The organism is Polynucleobacter sp. AP-Jannik-300A-C4, from assembly GCF_018688335.1.
Taxonomy (GTDB): Bacteria; Pseudomonadota; Gammaproteobacteria; order Burkholderiales; family Burkholderiaceae; genus Polynucleobacter.
In genome coordinates, this window is record NZ_CP061316.1 from 1,470,498 (window position 1) to 1,490,893 (window position 20,396).

25 protein-coding genes and 1 other RNA gene are annotated in these 20,396 nt (G+C 46.1%); 16 read left to right on the top strand and 10 right to left on the bottom strand.

The window, feature by feature from the left end; all coding sequences use genetic code 11:
- Positions 1 to 55: 55 nt before the first annotated feature.
- From ompA to ssrA, 4 genes are all read left to right on the top strand, one after another.
- Positions 56 to 631 (top strand): outer membrane protein OmpA, encoded by a 576-nt coding sequence (ompA, locus tag FD975_RS07715; RefSeq protein ID WP_215301617.1) that lies wholly within the window; start codon positions 56 to 58, stop codon positions 629 to 631.
- A gap of 98 nt (positions 632 to 729) precedes the next feature.
- Positions 730 to 1,419 carry a bifunctional 2-polyprenyl-6-hydroxyphenol methylase/3-demethylubiquinol 3-O-methyltransferase UbiG gene (gene ubiG / locus FD975_RS07720; protein ID WP_215301618.1) on the top strand — a complete coding sequence of 230 codons (690 nt, stop codon included), beginning with the start codon at positions 730 to 732 and terminating at the stop codon, positions 1,417 to 1,419.
- Positions 1,416 to 2,093: an HAD family hydrolase gene (locus FD975_RS07725; protein ID WP_215301620.1), complete on the top strand. Its 678-nt coding sequence runs from the start codon at positions 1,416 to 1,418 to the stop codon at positions 2,091 to 2,093. Before ubiG ends, FD975_RS07725 begins: the two co-directional genes overlap by 4 nt.
- 79 nt (positions 2,094 to 2,172) lie before the next feature.
- Positions 2,173 to 2,531, top strand: a transfer-messenger RNA (tmRNA) gene (ssrA, locus tag FD975_RS07730).
- 61 nt (positions 2,532 to 2,592) lie between these two features.
- On the opposite strand, the gene FD975_RS07735 is transcribed toward ssrA, so the two are convergent.
- Positions 2,593 to 4,344 carry an IlvD/Edd family dehydratase gene (locus FD975_RS07735; protein ID WP_215301622.1) on the bottom strand — a complete coding sequence of 584 codons (1,752 nt, stop codon included), beginning with the start codon at positions 4,342 to 4,344 and terminating at the stop codon, positions 2,593 to 2,595.
- Between the two features lie 114 nt (positions 4,345 to 4,458).
- Between FD975_RS07735 and FD975_RS07740 the strand changes: the two genes are divergently transcribed.
- Entirely contained in the window at positions 4,459 to 4,881 is a 423-nt protein-coding gene (locus FD975_RS07740) for a VOC family protein (RefSeq protein ID WP_215301624.1), read from the top strand.
- 37 nt (positions 4,882 to 4,918) lie between these two features.
- Here the strand turns inward: FD975_RS07740 and FD975_RS07745 are convergent, their stop codons facing one another.
- Positions 4,919 to 6,109, bottom strand: a complete 1,191-nt coding sequence (locus FD975_RS07745) for a class I SAM-dependent methyltransferase (protein WP_215301625.1) — start codon at positions 6,107 to 6,109, stop codon at positions 4,919 to 4,921.
- A gap of 3 nt (positions 6,110 to 6,112) precedes the next feature.
- The gene (locus FD975_RS07750) at positions 6,113 to 6,664 is read right to left on the bottom strand and encodes a carboxymuconolactone decarboxylase family protein (RefSeq protein WP_215301627.1); all 552 of its coding nucleotides are present in this window, start codon (positions 6,662 to 6,664) and stop codon (positions 6,113 to 6,115) included.
- Between the two features lie 102 nt (positions 6,665 to 6,766).
- Between FD975_RS07750 and FD975_RS07755 the strand changes: the two genes are divergently transcribed.
- Positions 6,767 to 7,534, top strand: coding sequence for a sulfurtransferase (locus FD975_RS07755; RefSeq protein ID WP_215303934.1), 768 nt, complete (start codon positions 6,767 to 6,769; stop codon positions 7,532 to 7,534).
- Between the two features lie 12 nt (positions 7,535 to 7,546).
- Here the strand turns inward: FD975_RS07755 and FD975_RS07760 are convergent, their stop codons facing one another.
- Complete coding sequence (locus FD975_RS07760) at positions 7,547 to 7,849, bottom strand: antibiotic biosynthesis monooxygenase (RefSeq protein WP_215301629.1); 303 nt, start codon at positions 7,847 to 7,849, stop codon at positions 7,547 to 7,549.
- A 74-nt stretch (positions 7,850 to 7,923) separates the two neighbouring features.
- Between FD975_RS07760 and FD975_RS07765 the strand changes: the two genes are divergently transcribed.
- The 4 genes from FD975_RS07765 to FD975_RS07780 are packed head-to-tail and all read left to right on the top strand — an operon-like array spanning position 7,924 to position 10,931.
- Positions 7,924 to 8,898, top strand: coding sequence for a D-2-hydroxyacid dehydrogenase family protein (locus FD975_RS07765; RefSeq protein ID WP_215301631.1), 975 nt, complete (start codon positions 7,924 to 7,926; stop codon positions 8,896 to 8,898).
- On the top strand, positions 8,888 to 9,445 hold the full coding sequence (locus tag FD975_RS07770) for a chromate transporter (RefSeq protein ID WP_251371176.1): 558 nt from the start codon (positions 8,888 to 8,890) through the stop codon (positions 9,443 to 9,445). The genes FD975_RS07765 and FD975_RS07770 overlap by 11 nt, the downstream gene beginning before the upstream one ends.
- The gene (locus tag FD975_RS07775) at positions 9,442 to 9,963 is read left to right on the top strand and encodes a chromate transporter (RefSeq protein WP_215301633.1); all 522 of its coding nucleotides are present in this window, start codon (positions 9,442 to 9,444) and stop codon (positions 9,961 to 9,963) included. Before FD975_RS07770 ends, FD975_RS07775 begins: the two co-directional genes overlap by 4 nt.
- Positions 9,960 to 10,931, top strand: coding sequence for a tripartite tricarboxylate transporter substrate binding protein (locus tag FD975_RS07780; RefSeq protein WP_215301635.1), 972 nt, complete (start codon positions 9,960 to 9,962; stop codon positions 10,929 to 10,931). Before FD975_RS07775 ends, FD975_RS07780 begins: the two co-directional genes overlap by 4 nt.
- Before the next feature lie 15 nt (positions 10,932 to 10,946).
- Here FD975_RS07780 and crcB read toward each other — a convergent pair whose 3' ends face one another.
- The 4 genes from crcB to FD975_RS07800 are packed head-to-tail and all read right to left on the bottom strand — an operon-like array spanning position 10,947 to position 12,472.
- On the bottom strand, positions 10,947 to 11,324 hold the full coding sequence (gene crcB, locus FD975_RS07785; protein ID WP_215301636.1) for a fluoride efflux transporter CrcB: 378 nt from the start codon (positions 11,322 to 11,324) through the stop codon (positions 10,947 to 10,949).
- Between the two features lie 9 nt (positions 11,325 to 11,333).
- A complete protein-coding gene (gene ygiD, locus FD975_RS07790) occupies positions 11,334 to 12,113 on the bottom strand; it encodes a 4,5-DOPA dioxygenase extradiol (protein WP_215301638.1) in 780 nt (259 codons plus the stop codon).
- Positions 12,114 to 12,122: 9 nt separating this feature from the next.
- Positions 12,123 to 12,260, bottom strand: a complete 138-nt coding sequence (locus FD975_RS07795; protein ID WP_170217005.1) for a hypothetical protein — start codon at positions 12,258 to 12,260, stop codon at positions 12,123 to 12,125.
- A 44-nt stretch (positions 12,261 to 12,304) separates the two neighbouring features.
- The gene (locus FD975_RS07800; RefSeq protein ID WP_215301640.1) at positions 12,305 to 12,472 is read right to left on the bottom strand and encodes a hypothetical protein; all 168 of its coding nucleotides are present in this window, start codon (positions 12,470 to 12,472) and stop codon (positions 12,305 to 12,307) included.
- Between the two features lie 28 nt (positions 12,473 to 12,500).
- Between FD975_RS07800 and FD975_RS07805 the strand changes: the two genes are divergently transcribed.
- Together FD975_RS07805 and FD975_RS07810 are read left to right on the top strand one after the other, a co-directional pair.
- Positions 12,501 to 13,163, top strand: coding sequence for a site-2 protease family protein (locus FD975_RS07805; protein WP_215301642.1), 663 nt, complete (start codon positions 12,501 to 12,503; stop codon positions 13,161 to 13,163).
- An 85-nt stretch (positions 13,164 to 13,248) separates the two neighbouring features.
- On the top strand, positions 13,249 to 13,698 hold the full coding sequence (locus FD975_RS07810) for a cytochrome c (RefSeq protein WP_215301644.1): 450 nt from the start codon (positions 13,249 to 13,251) through the stop codon (positions 13,696 to 13,698).
- On the opposite strand, the gene FD975_RS07815 is transcribed toward FD975_RS07810, so the two are convergent.
- Both FD975_RS07815 and FD975_RS07820 read right to left on the bottom strand, forming a co-directional pair.
- Positions 13,699 to 14,379, bottom strand: coding sequence for a cytochrome b/b6 domain-containing protein (locus tag FD975_RS07815; protein WP_215301645.1), 681 nt, complete (start codon positions 14,377 to 14,379; stop codon positions 13,699 to 13,701). It abuts the gene before it with no gap.
- 39 nt (positions 14,380 to 14,418) lie between these two features.
- Entirely contained in the window at positions 14,419 to 15,360 is a 942-nt protein-coding gene (locus FD975_RS07820) for a 3-hydroxyacyl-CoA dehydrogenase family protein (RefSeq protein WP_215301647.1), read from the bottom strand.
- Between the two features lie 85 nt (positions 15,361 to 15,445).
- Here FD975_RS07820 and FD975_RS07825 point away from each other — a divergent pair, with 85 nt between their 5' ends.
- The 4 genes from FD975_RS07825 (at position 15,446) to FD975_RS07840 (ending at position 20,376) form a co-directional block, all read left to right on the top strand.
- Entirely contained in the window at positions 15,446 to 16,375 is a 930-nt protein-coding gene (locus FD975_RS07825; RefSeq protein WP_215301648.1) for a 2-hydroxyacid dehydrogenase, read from the top strand.
- A 12-nt stretch (positions 16,376 to 16,387) separates the two neighbouring features.
- Positions 16,388 to 17,314 carry a dihydrodipicolinate synthase family protein gene (locus FD975_RS07830; RefSeq protein ID WP_215301650.1) on the top strand — a complete coding sequence of 309 codons (927 nt, stop codon included), beginning with the start codon at positions 16,388 to 16,390 and terminating at the stop codon, positions 17,312 to 17,314.
- Positions 17,315 to 17,343: 29 nt separating this feature from the next.
- Positions 17,344 to 18,294, top strand: a complete 951-nt coding sequence (locus FD975_RS07835) for a TAXI family TRAP transporter solute-binding subunit (protein WP_215301652.1) — start codon at positions 17,344 to 17,346, stop codon at positions 18,292 to 18,294.
- Between the two features lie 69 nt (positions 18,295 to 18,363).
- The gene (locus FD975_RS07840; RefSeq protein ID WP_215301654.1) at positions 18,364 to 20,376 is read left to right on the top strand and encodes a TRAP transporter fused permease subunit; all 2,013 of its coding nucleotides are present in this window, start codon (positions 18,364 to 18,366) and stop codon (positions 20,374 to 20,376) included.
- The last annotated feature ends 20 nt before the right edge of the window (positions 20,377 to 20,396 follow it).

The window sequence follows — 20,396 nt, forward strand, 5'->3', positions numbered from 1 at the left end:
GCGAATTACATTTAAGTTTGACTTTAATTAAAAAAGAGATTTTTGAGGACTAAAAATGAACAAAACCCTAAAAGTGTTGTTAGCTTCTGTTGTTACTGTTTCTGCTTCTGCAGCAATGGCTTCTGATAACTGGGAAAACAGCGCTGGTTTGAGCTGGAAAAACGGCGACGGCACACTGTGCTGGCGTGATAGCAACTGGACACCTGCTACTGCAGCTCCTGGTTGCGATGGCTACTTGACAAAGAAAGCTGCTCCTAAGTCAGGCGTTAGCCAAAGCAAAATCACTTTGCAAGCTGACACACTCTATGACTTCAACAAGTCTGACTTGAAGCCAGAAGGTAAAGCAACTTTAGACAAAATCGCTAAAGACTTAAGCAAGATCAAATTAGAAGTAATTATTGCTGTTGGTAACACTGATAGCGTTGGTACTGATGCTTACAACATGGCTCTCGGCCAGCGTCGTGCTCAGTCAGTTAAAGCTTACTTAGTAAGCAAAGGTGTTGACGGTAGCCGTATTTACACAGAATCAAAAGGCAAGAGCAATCCAGTTGCATCAAATGCAACTGCTGAAGGCCGCGCTAAGAACCGCCGTACTGACATCGAAGTTGTTGGTACAGCTAAAGTTAAGTAATTCTTTTTACTTGTAAAAAAGCCCGGTTCTGCCGGGCTTTTTTATTTCCGCTATATTCGTAATTCCTTTATCTCCGGCACACTTTGTGCCATCACCCTATGAACGTCGATCAATCCGAAATTGCTAAATTCAGCGCTCTAGCCCATCGCTGGTGGGACCCTGAAAGTGAATTCAAGCCCCTGCATGCAATTAACCCATTGCGTCTGAACTGGATCAAGACCTTTGTTGACCTTAAGGGCAAGAAGGTGCTGGATGTGGGCTGTGGCGGCGGCATTCTTGCTGAGTCAATTGCACAGTCTGGGGCTGATACTTGCGGGATTGATTTGTCTGAAAAAGCCCTGAAAGTCGCTGAATTGCATGCGCTCGAGGTAGGCGCCACCCTCCAATACCGCTCTATTTCTGCGGAAGCACTAGCTGAAGAAGAGTCAGAGCAATATGACGTTGTGACCTGCATGGAGATGCTAGAGCATGTTCCAGATCCTGCTTCAGTGGTTCGAGCTTGTGCAAAGCTCTGCAAACCGGGCGGCACCCTCTTTTTTAGCACCTTGAATCGCAGCCCTAAGTCCTACTTATTTGCCATTATTGGCGCCGAATACATCCTCCGACTTCTACCAAAGGGTACCCACGAATACGCTAAATTCATCAAGCCTTCTGAATTAGTCGCTTTTACTCGCCAAGCTGGGCTCGAGATGATCGGTATGAAGGGGATGAGCTATAACCCTCTCACTCAGGTCTACAGCCTCGGCGATGACGTTGATGTGAACTACATGATTGCGGTGCGTAAATGAGTAGCGGGTTAGCAAGTCCTTACAAAGGTGTCTTTTTTGATCTGGATGGCACCCTTGCGGATACAGCACCAGACCTCGTTGCGGCAGCCAACCAGCTTCTCATCGCCCGAAACCTTCCACCTAAGCCATACGAGGTTTTACGCCCCTGCGCCTCTGCTGGAGCCCGCGGCTTAATTGGGGGCGCATTTGGAATTAACCCTGAGCATCCAGACTTTGTTCCACTACGAGATGAATTTTTCAGCAATTATGAAAAGGCGCTCTTGGTCAACAGCGTCATTTTTGACGGTGTTGACCACCTCTTAAATCAATTAGATGAAGCAAAGCTCCCTTGGGGCATTGTGACCAACAAAAGTGAACGCTTTACTCACCCCCTGACAGACCTCATGGGGCTTCGTCAACGAGCAGTCTCTACGGTTTGTGGTGATACTACCCCACACTCAAAACCCCACCCAGAACCCATTCTTCATGCGGCCAGAATCGCCAATATCGACCCCAGCAAGTCAGTCTATGTTGGCGATGACATCCGGGACATCATTGCGGGTAAAGCTGCAGGCATGATGACCATCGCAGCAGCCTACGGCTACTGCGGCTGTGAAGAACCTCCAGAAGCTTGGGGCGCAGATTATCTTGTTCGCCACCCAAAAGAATTACTCCAAATCATCTTCCCGCAGTAGGGCTAAATTAACAATCTGCAAGATATCCAACAATTTAAGACTAAGAGCCTTAAAATAGGGATACCAATGCATGAACTCCGGGGTCGACATGGTTTCGACGTGGATTACAAAGCATCAAGGGCATACCGAGGACCCGTTATCTCGTAAATCAATGGGAATGTAATAACTGCAAACGACGAACGTTTCGCACTAGCCGCTTAATTGCGGTTGCCCCTGAACTGATTCTCTCTTGGGTCAGCTAGCGCAAGCTAGGTCAGGGTCATTTACAAGAGATAAGATCATTTCATGTCACGGGGAATGGTTCGAAAACTTAGTGAATCGCCAGCGTGGAACATGTCAGTCTGTGACTAGCTAGCTAAATTAAATGATATGACTAAGTATGTAGAACTTGTTGTAGAGGATTTGCGGACGCGGGTTCGATTCCCGCCGACTCCACCAATTAGCAGTAAATTGATTTACTCAACAGTCAAACGCCACCTTCACAGGTGGCGTTTTTCTTTTAAAGCTTTGGTGTTTTACCCACCATCTTTGCGGCTCTCAAGAAATCAAAGTCCACACCTTTGTCTGCTTGTGTGACTGTATCTAAGAATAGTTTTAGATAGCCACGCTCTGCAGTGGGCTCGACTACTGGATTGTCTTTTGCGCGCTGAGCTAATTCCTCTTCTGAGACTAACAAACTAATCTCACGATTTTTCACACTCAAACGAATGCGATCACCATTTTTTACATATGCAAGTGGCCCACCAACTGCGGCTTCTGGAGTCACATGCAAGACGATCGTTCCAAATGCTGTACCACTCATGCGGCCATCAGAAATACGCACAATGTCTTTTACACCAGCACGCGCAAGCTTCATCGGAATCGGGATGTATCCCGCTTCAGGCATACCTGGTGCACCTTTAGGGCCAATATTCTTGAGCACCAAAATATCATCTGCAGTGACATCTAAATCAGGGCTATCAATTCGGTTGGCAAGATCCTCGGAATTCTCAAATACAACTGCTCTACCTTCATGCTCCATCAATTTTTCGTGAGCAGCTGACTGTTTGATGATGGCGCCACCAGGCGCTAAATTGCCGTGTAATACAGCAATACTGCCGCGTGGATAAATTGGATTACTAAAAGGGCGCACTACATCTTGCTTAAAACTCGGTGGGGCGGCATCAATTTCTTCGCCCAATGTTCGACCCGTTACCGTCATAGCATTCAGCTTCAGTAAAGGCTTTAGCTCGCGCAGCAAAGTAGCCATACCACCAGCATCATGGAAGTTTTCCATGTAGTGATCACCTGATGGTTTTAGATCTACCAGCACTGGCGTCTCATCACCCATCTTATCGAGCGCATCTAGATCAATCTCTAGTCCCATACGGCCAGCGATAGCTGCTAAGTGAACGATGCCGTTTGTTGATCCACCAATTGCTAACAACACACGCATCGCGTTTTCAAATGCATCGGCGGTTAATACCTTGTCAATCGTTAAGCCATCTTTCGCCATCTGAACAGCACGTGTACCGGTCTCTTCTGCAATCCGAATACGATCAGCGGTGACGGCTGGGGGTGAAGCACCACCTGGCACAGTCATCCCCAAAGCCTCGGATATACATGCCATGGTGCTAGCGGTACCCATTACAGAGCAAGTCCCCACACTTGCCACCAATTGATCATTCACCTCATCTTTTTCAACTTCATCAATTTCACCGGCACGGAATTTTCCCCAATAGCGGCGGCAGTCTGTACAGGCACCCACACGCTCACTACGATGAGAACCCGTTAACATTGAACCGGTGATTAACTGAATTGCTGGCAAGCCTGCAGAGGCTGCACCCATCATTTGAGCGGGCACAGTCTTATCGCAACCACCAATCATGACCACGGCATCCATCGGTTGAGCCCGGAGCATCTCTTCCGTATCCATCGACATGAGATTGCGCAAATACATACTGGTTGGCGCGGCAAAACTTTCATGAATGGAGATGGTTGGGAAATCCATTGGCAATCCACCAGCGAGCATAACGCCCCGCTTCACAGCCTCAATCAATTGCGGCATGTTTCCATGACAAGGGTTGTATGCACTTCCAGTATTGATAATGCCGATGACGGGCCGATCTAAAGCGCTATTGGTATACCCTGCACCTTTAATAAATGCCTTACGCAGGAATAAAGAGAAGCCTTTATCACCATAACTTGTTAAACCCTTACGCAAGCCACTTTCGGGAGCTTGATTTTTATCTTTATTGTTATTGTTTGTCATGGGTAAATGTCTCTTATTCGGCACAATATTTTTATATCGCAAATATACTAAACTTTGTCTTAATTAATCTTTTAAGCTTGAAAAACTATAGTCAAAGCAAATATAAGGGTATCCATGTCAACCATCCAGCCATTCCATCTTGCCTTTCCAGTTAATGACTTAGCGGCAGCTCGCAGTTTTTACGGCAATACCTTAGGCTGTTCAGAAGGGCGCAGTTCAGACGAATGGATTGATTTTGATTTCTTTGGACATCAACTCGTTGCTCATCTTGCCCCTGAAGAATGCGGTCATGCAAGCTCAAATGAGGTTGACGGACATCAAGTTCCAGTAAAACATTTTGGGGTTGTTCTCACGATGCCGGATTGGCATGCATTAGCTGAAAAATTAACGCATAACGGCATCAAGTTCATCATTGAACCGCAGATTCGCTTTAAGGGAATGGTGGGCGAACAGGCCACCATGTTCTTTTTAGATCCTGCTGGCAATGCTCTTGAATTCAAAGCATTTGAAGATCCTAGTCAGCTCTTTGCAAAATAAGCAAAGTTCGATCTATAGCCACTCTAGGTGGCTAGTTTTATTGGATTGCTAGGCGCCACAGAGAAGTGGTTTCAGCAGATCTTGCAAAGTACAGCAGATCAGATTGCTCAAAAGGCTTATGGTGCTTTGGCTTAGTATCAATCCGACTAATTACCTTAAGCCCTCCTGCCTCAATCCACTCCAGCAATTCTGTTCTTGCCCTTAACCCGAGATGTTCGGCTAAGTCAGACAAAATTAACCAGCCCTCTCCATCAGGTAGCAAATGGTTTTTTAAATCAACTAAAAACCCTTTCAGCATTTGGCTCTCAGGGTCATAAACAGCATGTTCCAAGGTAGAGCTGGGTCTTGCAGGTATCCACGGAGGATTGCAAACTATCAAAGATGCTTTCTCTTGCGGAAATAAATTAGCCTTGATGATTTGGATGCTGGAATCCAAACTCAATCGCTTAATGTTTTCTTTAGCACAAGCAAGCGCTCGCGCATCTTGATCGGTGGCAATAATCTTTTGTACACCTCGCATCGCTAAGATGACTGACAACACGCCAGTCCCTACGCCGACATCAAAAGCGATAGACTCTTTATCGAGTAATTTAGGCAACGGAGCGCTACAAACTAACTCGAGATACTCCCCGCGTATCGGCGAAAAAACCCCATAATGGGGATATATAAAAATAGGTTCACCTTCCTCATCAGCGAGAACAGGTACACCATTTTTACGCCACTCATGTGCACTGATTACCCCCAAGAGTTCACGTAAGGAAATCACATAGGATTCAGTAGTGGGGCCATATGCCTCTTGGCAAGCCACCGAAACATCAGGCGCTCTTCGCAATGGAATGGTGTGATCAGAGTTACATTGAATTAGCAACATGCCGAGGATTCGAGCTCTTTGTGACTGAATCAAACGATGCTTGTTAAATAGATCAATCGAGGTTGGTGATTGAAGATCACCGGAAGATTGATCTGCTCTCTTTCCAGCGCGCTTGGATTTCTTGGAAGGCTTATCAATGCGTCTTACCAAGGCTTGTAACAACTGACGGGCATTTTGGAAATCACCTCGCCAAAGGATAGCAGTGCCCTCACAAGCTAGACGATAGGCATCATCTGCCGTGAGGGTGTCATCGGCAATGACTACTCGTTTATGCGCAGAGATACCATTCTCAGAATGCCAGGCTGCTGAACATGTCTGACCATTCTCTTCCCATTGAATAGAATTGCTCTGGCTCATGAATTACTCAGGAGGATGCTCCTCAGGATTGACATCCAAGGCAATTAAAAATCGAGACACCATGTTGTAGGCCGCCACTACAGTCACAAGCTCAACAGTATCGGTATTACCAAGAGTAGCTTGCAAACGCTTCATCAGATCGCTATCAACCTGAATATTGCGAGTCATCTGAAACGTCAGCTCTACCGCATCGTTTTCAAGGTCAGAGAACAAGACTGTTGGGAAGTTGGGTTGACCAATTAAACGCAGCGCCTTTACTTGCTCCTCAGTACCACCTGCTTTGATAAATGGAGGGGCATGATGAAAGAACTCGTACTCAGCACCATTGAGAACAGCTACCCCACACATTGCAAGCTCACGTAGCTTTGGATCCAAGGAGAGGTTATTGCGTATCTCGCCAACAAAATGATTCCAACCCTCAGCAATAGGAGTGCTGTGTAACAGCATGCGGTCTAAATTAATGAACTGGCCACCTCGACGCTGGCGAATCGCGGCGACTAGCTCGGCTGGCTCTGCCAAATCCATAGGCTGGTAAGGAATTAAACGTTCAGACATGGGTGCTTTTCAGGTTTTTATAGGATTGGGTATGTAGGATCGTAGATTATCACTCGAATACCATCTTCCTCGATAATGTCGATATCAACACAAATTATTGCCATGAAACCGATTCTGAACATAGCCGCCTACTTATTTGTCAGTCTAGACAATCTGATTGAATTGCGCGCCAACATTCTTGAGGAGTGCAACGCCCGGCAACTGAAAGGAACCATCCTCTTAACAGGGGAAGGCATCAATATGTTCTTGGCTGGTAGCGAACCAGAGTTACGGGGCTTTTTGGATTGGCTTCGATTGGATCCACGTTTCAAATTACTAGAATCAAAAGATAGCTGGTCAGAAACACAGCCATTCAAAAAAATGTTGGTCAAAATCAAGAATGAAATCATTCGAATGAATCACCCAGCGATTCGTCCAGAAGAGGGTCGTGCAAATTTCATTACACCGAAAAAATTACAAGAATGGCTTGATCGCGGAACGGACGACTTAGGTCGCCCTGTAGTCATGGTGGACACGCGCAATGCATTCGAAGTTGAGTATGGGACTTTTGAGAACGCACTGCATTTCAATATCGAGAAATTTACAGAATTTCCTGCGGCAATTACCGCACATAAAGATGCGCTAGCCGATAAAACATTGGTGAGCTTTTGTACGGGCGGAATTCGCTGCGAAAAATCCGGCCTCTACATGCGCGAGATTGGTATGGAGCATAGCTATCAGCTAGAGGGCGGCATCCTGAAGTATTTCGAGGAAGTTGGCTCAGCCCACTACACCGGGAGCTGCTTTGTATTTGATGAGAGAGAGGCTCTAGAGCCCAACCTGGACTCTATCCCACTAGAGCGCTCTATTCGGAAAAAACAAATAAGCTAAATACAAGAGACCTTAGACAGATTTGCCCACTAAGGTCATATGCTCCACAAAGGGTGGTTTTGCAAAGAAAGGGCCAACAATGGCTCGCCAATCAGCAAATGCCTCTGACCCACGAAAATCTACCGTATGATTTTCTAGGGTATCCCAGTAAATCAACAATAAGTAACGCGCTGGATTCTCAATAGTGCGATTTACCTTAAATCCTTGAAAACCCTTAGCCTTAGCAATCACAGTGTTCACACCGCGCAAAATGGCCTCCTCAAACTCGGTAGACTTGCTAGGATCAATTTCTATATCGCAGTGTTCCAAAATCATGGGTATTCCTTTATCAAAATCAATAAAGATAGATAGTAAACTCAAACAGCATAATTAATAACGATTCTAGAGACATGGCCAATTTACCTAACGTTGTCATTCTTGGTGACTATGAGCGCGCCCTTCGTCGCTTCTCCAATTGGAGCAAAGTAGACAAGCACTGCCATATCGCCATTCACCATGAACCACTACATGATGAAGCCCTATATGAAGCAGTTAAAGATGCGGATGTGATTGTGCTGGTGAGGGATCGCATCCCTTTTAACGAAGCATTAATTGCGCGCCTTCCAAAGCTGAAGTTATTCCTCTTTACGGGCAAGCGTAACGGCACTCTAGATACGTCTGCCTTGATATCACGCAATATTCCGATTGCCTGCACACCAGGAGGGCCATCTAAAGAGACTACCACCGAGCTAACTTGGGCTCTAATTCTGGGCGCTTCAAAACACTTAGTCCGCCAAAATAGCTTATTGCACTCTGGTGGCTGGCGCGATGAACTCTCTGTTCTCCCAATGCTGTCTGGTGAGCGTCTTGGAATGATCGGTTTAGGCTCAATCGGTAGTGCTGTCGCCAAAGTAGGTCAAGCCTTTGGGATGGAGATTGTCGCTTGGAGTCCCAATATGACAACTGAACGCGCAGCAGCCCAAAATGCCAAGTCCGTCAGCCTAGAAGAGCTTCTGAAAACATCCAAGGTTGTTAGCCTGCATCTCGTAGCTGGACCAAAAACGAAGGGCTTACTTGGCGCCGAAGAATTGGCGATGATGCGGTCTGACGCACTGCTCGCGAACACCTCACGCTCAGCCCTCATTGATACAAAGGCCCTGCAAGATGCACTAGCTGCTGGTCGGCCCGGTCAAGCTGCGATTGATGTGTTTGATATGGAGCCACTGCCCGCAAATGATGCCCTGAGGAATACACCCAATTTACTCACTACGCCCCACCTAGGATTTGTGGCTGAGCCTGTTTTTGCAATGTTCTCCAAGGGGATTATCGATACCTTGGAGGCATGGCTCGAGCAAAGGCCACTACCGCATCCATTTGAACCTTGATCATTCTTTGAAGACACTGACTCCGACAGAATTATTTATCAGCTTCAGCAAAATCGGCATGTCTGGTTTTGGTGGTGTCCTGCCATGGGCGCGACGCACACTAGTTGAGCAAGACAAAATTCTGACGTCTGAAGAGTTCAGCTCCATCCTAGGTATCTGCCAAATTGTTCCCGGCCCCAATATTGTTAACCTAGCAGTGTGCATTGGCTCACGCTTTGGTGGTGCCAAGGGCGCTTTTGCAGCAGTTGCAGGCCTGACATTGGGGCCAATTTGTATCGTTATGTTGCTGGCACTCTTGTATACACACTATAGCTATTTGGAATCAGCTCAAGGTGCTCTCCGAGGAATATCTGCCGTTGGGGTTGGGTTAATCGCTTCTACTGGCATCAAGATGTTACGTGATGAGCTACGCTTTCCGGCAATGCTCTTGGTAGTGCTTGTGACTGTCATTGCTGCCAGCTATTACCAAATGGGTCTTGGCTGGGTAGTGCTGATTGCATCTCCACTTGCCTGGATTTTGGCGCAAAAGAAAGCTCGCAAGCTATGAGTATTTTGCTAAGCCTGTTTCTCAAACTGTCTGCTTTTTCGCTAATAGCCTTTGGTGGAGTAAATGCGCTGCTACCTAGCTTACTCAAGTTATCGGTTTACCAAGAGCATTGGATTGACCTTCAAACTTTTGCTGATTATTTCGCAATTGCTCAAGCCGCTCCGGGGCCGAACTTCATGACAGTTACACTGATTGGGTGGCATGTCTATGGCGTTTTAGGTGCCTTGATCGCAACTATTGCCATTTCGTGGCCATCCTCCATCTTGGTGTATCACTTGCAGCGTCTTATCTTAGGCATGAAGGATGTGCACAAAAAGAAATCTATTCAATATGCTGCGGCAGCGCTTGCTATTGGTTTAGTTCTTTCTTCGGCATGGCAAATTGCGCTACAAATTAATCACAGCTATGCGGCATATGCACTTACACTCATCACTATTGGAGTTACTGTTTTTACTCGCTGGCACCCTTTATATTTAATTGGGTTGGGCGCAATTTTAGGGGCATGGGGATTAATATGACGATCACTCGAATTTCTCAAATCTTAGTTTTATTTCTGGCAGCCCTGAATCTTGCTCATGCGCAAGCTAACTACCCTAGTAAACCGATTACGGTGGTAGTTCCTTATGGTGCAGGCGGAAGTGCAGATTCACGTAGCAGACAATTAGCCCAGAGAATGAGCTTAATGCTGAAGCAGCCCTTTGTCATTGAGAACAAAGCTGGTGCCGGCGGAAATATTGGCACTGAATTTGTTGCGAGGGCTGCACCCGATGGATATACGATTGGCATGGGTAATTTTGCACCCCTAGCAGTAAATAAGACCCTCTTTGGCAATTTACGCTATGACCCAGAAACTGATCTCAGTCCTATTATTCTGCTTGAAAAGGGCCCACTCATTTTGGTAGTCAACCCCAATTCCCAATACAAATCTATTCAAGACATTGTTGCGGCAGCCAAAGCCAAACCAGGAACCTTGACATTCTCATCTGGTGGAATAGGCGGCAGTCATCAACTCTCAGCAGAACTGTTTATGCAAAATGCCGGCATTCAAATGATTCATGTGCCATACAAGAGTGGCTCTGCAGGCCTCACAGATTTGATGGCGGGCAACGTAGATATGATGTTTGACCAGATGTACTCGGCAGTACCGAGCATACGCGCAGATAAGCTGAGACCGATTGCCATCACAAGCAAAAAACGGTCTCCCCTCTTTCCGAATCTACCCAGCTTTGCAGAGTTGGGCTACCCAAAAGTAGAGGTGCTTAATTGGCAGGGGTTTATCGCGCCCGCAGGAACACCCAAACCTATTATTGACATATTAAATAAAGCGGCCAATGAGGCTCTCAAAGATCCGCAGCTAAGAGAGTTAATGCTTTCCCAGGGTAATGAAATTGGTGGAGGCACTCCCTCAGAATTTGCAGCCTTGATTAAGTCAGAAGCTGCAAAATGGAGTGCGGTAGTCAAGGCGGGAAACATCAAACCTGAGTAAGCCTGATAGAAGAACTTACTTCAGTGCTTGGTAGGTCAAAATACCCAAGAAGGTTAAGGCGAGTGAGCCAAATAAATTTAAAAGCACAGTACCCAGCGCCCATGTCATTTCACCGCGCTGCATAAAGCCAACAACTTCAGTAGAAAAACTGGAAAAGGTTGTGAGGCCACCCAAGAAGCCAGTAATGATGAACAACTTCCATTCAGGAGAAAGACTGGGGTTGTTGCCAAAAAAAGCTACTGCAATACCAATCAAGTAGCCGCCAACCATATTTGAGATAAAAGTTCCCAAAGGAAGTGTCGCTGCAAGACTCACTGTTGCAAGGTTAAATCCCGCTCTTAGCAAAGCTCCAAGACCCGCACCACAGAAGATTGCAAGAATAGATGGCCACATATTAGATATTTATTGAATTGAAAAAGTCAGCATGCCAATGGAACCCATTTCAACGCCATCCACCAATACTTTGGGCGTCTCATCGTGTTCTTGCAAGGCAAGGATGTACAAGGCGGGCCAGTAATGTTCCGGAGTCGGAATAGACAAATGAGCAGAGTCGCCAAATTGCTCCCAATCAATCAAAGTCGCATGGTGACTAGCTCTCATCTCTGAAACGAAGAAATCATTGAACTCTCTAGCCCATGGATAAGGTGTTACACCCTCCCCCCAATCAATGGTGCGTAAGTTATGCACAATATTGCCACTCGCCAAAATCAGAATATTCTCATCACGCAAAGGGCGTAACTTCTTAGCGAGTTCGTAGTGCTGACTCGTAGACATTGAACCATCTAGACTGAGCTGAACTACAGGAACATCAGCATCGGGATAAAGGTATTTGAGAACAGACCAGGCACCATGATCAATTCCCCATTCATTCTCTTCAAGAACAACAGGAACATCTAGCAATTCTTTAACGCGATCAGCCAATGCGGGACTGCCTGGTGCTGGATATTGAATATCAAACAAGGCTTGAGGAAATCCATCAAAGTCGTGAATCGTTTTAGGCTTAGGCATTGCAGTAACCCACACTCCCCGGGTTAGCCAATGGGCCGAGATGACTAAGATGGCATCTGGGCGTTTAAGCGATTTACCAAGACTAGCCCAAACTGCTGTATAGCGATTGGGCTCAATAGCGTACATCGGACTGCCATGGCCAGCAAATACTGCAGGTTGGCGATGGCTAGTCATTAATGCAGATTAGCCGAATACGTAACCAGTATGAGCTGCAACTAAAGCAAACAAAATAGCCAAGCTAGTAGCGGCTGCCAACATCACGATCAGAGTGATGATTTTTTTATTGACTTCTTCTTTCGACTCTTTATGCCATTCGTTCATGCTAAATCCCCATTAAACACATTAATTAGTGCTGCAATTATCCACTATCGGCCGCGACCAGCCTTACGCATCATGCCTTTTCCGCCGCCAAAGCCTGCTTGAGGCCTTCCGCCAGGACCAGATGGGCCTTTTGGAGCAGGTGGACGGGCTACCGGCTTTGCTGCCACAGGCTTAGCTGGGGTCTTTGATTCAGGTTTTTTATCTTCAGTCACTTTTCACTCCTATCGATATCATATTGCCATGATTACTGACTATTCTATCCAAGCTATCGCCATTAATGCGATTCCTTTGATTTTTGCTATCACCATCCATGAGGCGGCACATGGCTATGCTGCCCGCTATTTTGGTGACAATACCGCATATTTGCTGGGCAGAGTCAGCCTTAACCCACTGAAGCATATAGACCCCGTGGGAACCATCCTTATCCCTTTAATGCTGATTTTGGCTAGCTCGCCATTCTTGATTGGGTATGCCAAGCCAGTGCGAGTCAACTTTGGGCGCTTACGCAACCCCCGAATTGACTCCATATGGGTGGCTTTGGCAGGGCCGGGCTCAAACTTCGCTCAAGCCCTGATTTGGGCTATTTTATGGATCTCTCTCATCGGATTCGGGGTTGATGAACGGTTCTTGCTGGGAATGTCACAAGCCGGTATTACCTGGAATCTCGTTCTCCTAGTATTCAACTTATTCCCCCTGCCACCCTTGGATGGGGGCCGCATCCTCTCTAGCCTTTTGCCGGCACGCCAATCTATTGCCTTTGGAAAGCTGGAGCCCTGGGGATTCTTCATCGTTCTCGGGCTTGTGTTTACCGGAATTATTGGTAATTTGTGGATGGAACCATTAACAGCGTTTTTTAAATACCTCATTTACCTCATCACATTACCTATTCAAATGCTTATATGACAAAACGTGTAGGAAAAAATATCAATTCAGTAGTATGCTGAATTCAGTCATTTTTATTATTTCTTTCTAATATCGGAACACACCTATGAAACTCAAACATTTTGCTTTAGCTACCCTTGTACCAACACTATTGGTTAGCGGAATTGCCTATGCACAATTTAAAAAACCAGAAGATGCCATTAAATATCGCCAGAGCGCGTTTACCGTGATGGCCAATTCTTTTGGGAAAATTGGCGCAGTAGTTAAAGGTGAGGCCCCATTTAACAAAGATGAGGTAGCCAAGAATGCAGCAGTTGTTGCAACTCTCTCCACTTTGCCATGGCAAGCATTTGGTCCAGGCACTGAGGGTGGCAACGCGCTTCCAGGGGTTTGGTCAGACAATGCTAAATTTAAAGCTGCTGGAGAAAAAATGCAGCTTGCCGTGGCCAACCTCAATACTGCAGCACAGTCAGGCGATCAAGAAGCCATCAAGAAGGCCTTTGGTGCAGCTGTTGCTACCTGCAAAGGTTGCCATGATGACTTTAAGAAAAAGTAATCAGCGCTTAATGAAGTAAACCAGAATTACCGCAATCAGGCTCAGCAGCAATAAAGCCGAGCCGCGTTGCAGACCTCCATCCTTGGAGGCCTGACCCAAGTCAGATGGCAGATAGTTTGCCTGATCGCTTGGGTCAATTTCTTTATCGCCCACCAACATGGGTTTGATTAAATTCTCGCCCTTGAATTTTTGGTAATACACAATCGCACAAAGATGGAGTGCGATCAATATGATGAGAATGTTTTCATTGAAGTAATGAATCGAGGTGAGCAACTGAACCGTTTCATTCGAAACATATTTTGCAAACGGTCCCTCAAAAGCAATATCGTCATTTGCAAATAGACCCGTCACAGCCTGAAGACCAACTGAAAAAAGTAATCCCAGAACTGATAGGGCGCCTAGAGGATTATGGCCAAGACCAGCCTTGGTTTTACCTAATAGGTAATTAATTAGTTCTTTAGGGCTTGGAACAAAATGAATGAAGCGGGCATGGTATGAACCAATCAAGCCCCAGCAGATTCGAAAAATAATTAAGCTTAGAACGCAATAGCCGACTAAGGCATGGAAGTCCATGGCATTACCGCCAATCTTCACGGTAATAAAGCTCAGAACAATACAAATGACTAAAAGCCAGTGAAACAGGCGAATCGGCAAATCCCAAACGCGGATGATTTTTTTCATCCCTGCAGAATAAATCAATGCAAGAGCTTGTCCCTGAATTTATTTAATCTCGGGTAAATCCTTTTGGATGATCTTTAATCCTTCCCGCAAAGCTTCTTGGTAACGCTCTCGCTCTGCTTTCATAGTTTCTGCGGTCCAAGAATAAAAACCTTCACCGGTTTTCATGCCTAACTTGCCACTGGCGATGCGATCGCTTAAGCATTTTGCAATTTCAGGAGAGTTGTTCAGAGTCGGGTATATCGTTGCGCCGCCGGCACCATGCACATCCAAACCAGCATGATCTCGCTGCATTGCAGGTCCTGCCGCGATATAACGAAAGCCAAAGCCAAAGCGGACGGCCTTATCGATATCTTCCAAGCTAGCAATGCCGGCATCGACCATGGCAAAAGCTTCACGCGATAAAGCATGTTGCAGGCGGTTAGCCAGAAAACCTGGCAAATCTTTTTTCACGGTAACGGGAACCATGCCACAAGCTGTCATCAAACGAGAAAGGCTTTCGCCAACCATGGGCGAAGTCTTTTGACCGTACACCACTTCTACGCAAGGCACTAAATGTGCAGGCATGAAGAAATGCAAACCAATCATCCTTGCAGCTGTCTTCAATCCTTTTGAGATATCACTGATTGGAAAGCTAGTACTGTTACTTGCCAAGACTGCTTCCGGTTTTGCGTACTGCTCCAGTTTGGCAAATAACTCTTGCTTAATATCCAAGCGCTCGGGGACGCACTCAATCACCAAATCAATCTCGGACCAATCTATTTCCTCCAAGGAGCCAGCAGTTGTTAGCAAATGGAGACGATGCTCATAACCCAGATCTATCATGGTGTTAGCAAAGTAGTCTGGCAAAAGTGCTCGACGCTCCGTAGTAGGCTCCAGCACCTGAACAGCACAACCCCCGCGTGCGCATACGGCCGCTACATCAGCGCCCATAGTGCCGCCACCAACGATGACGACCTTTGTTTCAGACGGGGTAAACAGCATCTCAATTTCTCCTTCGGGGGGCAAGATAAGGATTACAAATCCTCTTACAATACCTTCATTATTCCAATAAAAAAGTAAGTGAGACATGATCCCAGTCAATTCAGTACTGCAGGTCGGACAATTTCCTGAGGTAATGCAAAAGGCAATTGACCAACGCATTACCCCGGTTCGCTACCCTGACCTCAACGCCAAGCTCCCCCCAGGCTCTTACGAGAGCATTTTGATTCGCTCAAACACTCAACTACCCGTCGCATTACTCGAGAAACTCCCCCTATTAAAGATGGTTGCCACTTGTGGGGTAGGCTACGATAACCTTCCCCTAGGCTACCTCAAGGCCAAGGGAATCAAAGCTAGCAATACCCCAGGCGTTTTAAATGACGCTGTTTGTGAGCTGGCGGTTGGCATGATGTTTGGACTACTGCGTCGCATACCCCAAGCGCATGAATTTGTTAAAAGTGCAGCTTGGTCAAAAGGTTTATTTACAGTTACCACTACTCTTGCCGGTAAGTGCGTCGGCATTGCGGGAATGGGTCGCATCGGACAAGACCTGGCTAAACGCCTAGAGGCATTCAAAGTCAAGATTGCCTACACTGGCCCAAGCCGTAAAGAGGTTCCTTATGAGTACTTTCCCGATATCCATTCTTTAGCAAAGGCATCCGATGTTCTTTTCTTGGCCTGCCCTGCTACCCCAGAAACAGAGAAAATGGTTAACGCTGAAGTCCTATCGGCCTTAGGCACTAAGGGCTTCCTCATCAATATTGCACGTGGAAGCGTGGTGGATGAGACCGCACTTTTAGTTGCACTGCAGCAAAATATCATTGCTGGTGCAGCACTCGATGTATTTGAAAATGAACCAAATCCAAACATCGGGTTTCTAAATCTTGATAATGTCTTATTAACACCGCATATTGGAAGTGCTACTTCTGAAACGCGACAATTGATGACAAATTTAGCAATAGATAATTTAGAAGCTTTCTATAATAAAAAAACACTTCTGACGGAAGTAAAAAATTAAAACGGAGTAAGTATGACAATTTCCCTACACCCTTCCACACTACCTGCAGTGCTCTCACCTGTATTGACTCCATTTAAAGAGGACGGTAGTCCCGATGCGCAAAAATTACTGAAGCAATGCCAATGGCTTGAGGCTAATGGTGTTGGTCAAGCGATCTTCGGCACGAACTCTGAAGCCAACTCTATGTCTGCCCGCCAAAAGATGGCGACCTTAACCTCACTAGTAGAGGGCGGCTTAAACCCAGCACACATGATGCCTGGTACGGGTGCCACATCTATTGATGCCGCGGTCAATATGACTCGTCATGCGCTTGAACATAAGTGCGCCGGCGTATTGATGCTGCCACCGTTCTACTACAAAGATATTACTGATGATGGTCTCTTTGCTTACTTCTCAGAAGTGATTCAAAAGGTTGGCAACGCAGCATTGCAAATTTACATTTACAACATCCCTCCTGTTACCAAGATCAACCTTAGCCTTTCTTTGCTGGAGCGCTTAGCGAAGGAATACCCCAAAACTGTTGTCGGCATGAAAGACAGTTCTGGTGATTGGGCCTACACAGAATCTGTTATCAAGCTGTTAGCACCATCAGGATTCCGTGTTTACGCAGGCAGTGAAACCTTCCTCATGCGCGCCCTTCGTGCTGGCGGAGTTGGCTGTATCTCTGCAACTGCTAACGTAAACCCTAGGGCTATTGCTGAATTAGCAGCCCATTGGAGAGAATCTGACGCAGATCAACGTCAAGCCGCCTTAGATCAAGTACGCTCTGTATTTGCTCAGTATCAAATGATTGCCGGTATGAAAACTGCAGTTGCCCATTTCAGTAAAGATCCAGAGTGGTTACGCGTACGCCCACCACTCATGCAACTCAGCGCAGACCAGCAAGCAAAGTTACTCAGCGAGCTACAAAAAATCAATTTCAGCATGCCAGGCCTTTAATGACATAGAAGTAAAACAGGAGACAAAAAATGAAGCTTATTAAAGTAATAGCAGTATCACTCACCATGTTGTTCGGTTCAGCACAAGCACAGAACCTCTCAATCGCAACCGGCGGTACTGGTGGCGTTTACTACCCTATGGGTGGTGGCTTAGCCTCAGTACTTTCTAGCAAAGTACCAGGCATGTCTGCGACTGCTGAAGTTACTGGCGGATCAGTTGACAACTTGAACCTAGTTGGCTCTGGGAAACCTTATGTTGGCTTCTCAATGGCCGATGCCGCTAAAGATGCTGAAGCCGGCCAGGGGAAATTCAAGGGTAGGCCAATCGATTTGAGCACGCTACTCGTTCTCTACCCAAATCTCATGCACGTTGTCACAGTGGAATCAACTGGCATCAAATCCATGAAAGACCTCAAAGGTAAGCGCGTTAGTACTGGCTCACCAGGTAGCGCTACTGAAGTAATGGCATTTCGCCTACTCGAAGCCGCTGGACTAGACAAAGACAAAGATGTTCAACGTGAGCGTTTAGGTGCAGCAGAGTCTGTTAATGCGATGAAAGACCGTAAGATTGATGCCTTTTTCTGGGTGGGTGGCTTACCAACCTCTGCTGTGACAGACTTGGCTAATAGCCCCGGCATGAATCTTGTCATGGTTGACAATGCTGATGAAGTAGCCGCTATGAACAAAAAATATGGCAATCTCTACTTCAAAGCAGTAATTCCTAAAACTACCTACAAAGGTATGGCTAAGGACAATCAGGCTGCCGGTGTTGCCAACATTTTGGTTGTTAACGCAAAAATGCCAGATGACGAAGCTTACAAAATTGTTAAAGCGATATTTGATAACAAAATTGATCTAGTTCGTACTCACAAGGAATACATTAACGTAACCCTTGAAAATCAGAAGCAGAGCTCCTCTCCAGTGCAGTATCACCCTGGCGCTTTAAAGTACTTCAAAGAAAAAAATATTAACGTAAATTAATGCAGTTAAAAAGAGCGAGGCATGCCTCGCTCTTTTTTTTGCAACCCCAAAAAAAATATAAGTAGAGACATGACTCAAAACGCAATAGACAACGAAACTCAAGCCAAGCTAGATGCCTTCATTAAAGAAGAAGAAGGTGACTCCAATGACTACAAAGGATTGCTAGCAAAATTTATTACTCTGGTGGCGGTGGGAATGTCACTCTTTCATCTCTATGCAGCATACTCAATTGTTCCAACCCAAGAATTACGCGTTATTCACGTTGCTCTTGTACTCTTTTTGATTTTCTTAAGTTTCCCTATTGCATCTCGCTTTAAGAACCGACTCATGTGGTGGGATGTCATATTTGCAGTTGGCTCGCTGTTAATTGCGTATTACATGCTGAGTAATGCAGATGACTTGTTTGACAGAAATACGTTTCCAACCCAATTTGATGTTTTTGTGGGGATTTGCCTAATCCTCATGATTCTCGAAGCAGTCCGAAGAACCAATGGCTTAATTCTAGTCACGGTAACCGTTCTCTTCCTCTTGTACGCTTTATACGGCAACTACCTTCCAGCTCCATGGACCCACAAAGGCTACGATCTCGATCGTTTGGTAGGTTACATGTACATGACACTTGAAGGCATTTATGGCACCGCAGTAGACGTGTCAGCAACCCTAATTATTCTCTTCACAATTTTTGGCGCCTTCTTGCAGTTCACTGGTGCAGGTAAATTCTTTATTGATTTTTCGTTTGCAGCTATGGGCGGCAAATCCTCTGGTGTTGGCAGAACTATTGTGATGTCATCATTCCTATTGGGCGGACCATCTGGTTCTGGTGTAGCTACTACCGTCACCGTAGGTTCCGTTGCTGCGCCTATGCTAGAAAAGGTTGGCTACGAAAAAAATGCTGCCGGGGGATTATTAGCTGCAGGTGGTTTAGGCGCTATCATTTCTCCGCCAGTTTTAGGGGCGGCAGCATTCTTGATCGCTGACTTCCTCAAAATATCGTATTTAGATGTCATCCTGATGGCTACCATACCAACCATCTTGTTTTACCTTGGCTTATTTGTCATGGTAGAGATTGATGTTCGTAAATATGGAATGAAGAACCTGCAATTCAAGGCAGCTGAAACTGCCTGGCAATTAACCAAGAAATATTGGTTCCACTTTTTCTCGCTAATCTCAATTGTTGTATTCATGATGATGGGATTCTCGCCAATCATGTCTGTCTTTGCAGCAACAATCGTGTCAGCCTTCTCAAGCATGTTGCGCGAAGACACCGCCATCATTCCATGGTCATGGTTTAGAGGTAAAGAGCCGTTTTGGTCTGGCCTTTATCAATCCAACCTAACAAAATCTCTTGCTGCTGGATCAACTGGGGTGTTAGCAATCGCAGCTACTTGTGCTGGCGCCGGTCTGATTGTGGGTACAGTTACCTTAACGGGCTTAGGACTTAAATTTAGCGCTATTGTGATTCAGTATGCTGGCGGTTCGCTACTGCTAACTGCCATTTTTACTGGCTTAGTTGTTTGGGTGGTTGGTCTTGCAGTGCCAGTTACCGCGTCATACATTATTTGTGCAGTGATAGCCGCTCCCGCCCTGATTAACTTAGGTGTACCTGATTTTGCGGCGCATATGTTCATCTTCTACTACGCCGTGCTCTCTGAGGTTTCCCCTCCAACAGCCCTCTCGCCATTTGCGGCGGCAGCGATTTGTAAAGGCAATCCTTACAAGACAACACTTCAAACCTGGAAGTATGTTGCCCCCGCCATCTTGGTGCCATTTATGTTTGTTTTAGATAAGTCTGGTGTCAGCCTTTTATTGATGGGATCAACCACTGCATTAGCTCAGGCTGATTGGAGTCAAATTGCATGGATCTCCTTTACGGCAGTCATGGGCGTTATTTGCCTTGCAGGTGGACTACAGGGTTGGTTTATCGAAAAAACCAATATATTTGAGCGAGTGGTGATGGTGGCTTCTGGTGTTGCTCTCGCCTACCCTGCAAATGAAGCTGATTTATTAGGCTTTGCAGGATTTGGCATCGTACTCCTCACGCAAGCGCTCAGAAACCGTAGGCTTCGAAGAATTTCGCCGTAAACTCAGCGTCATCAAACAAT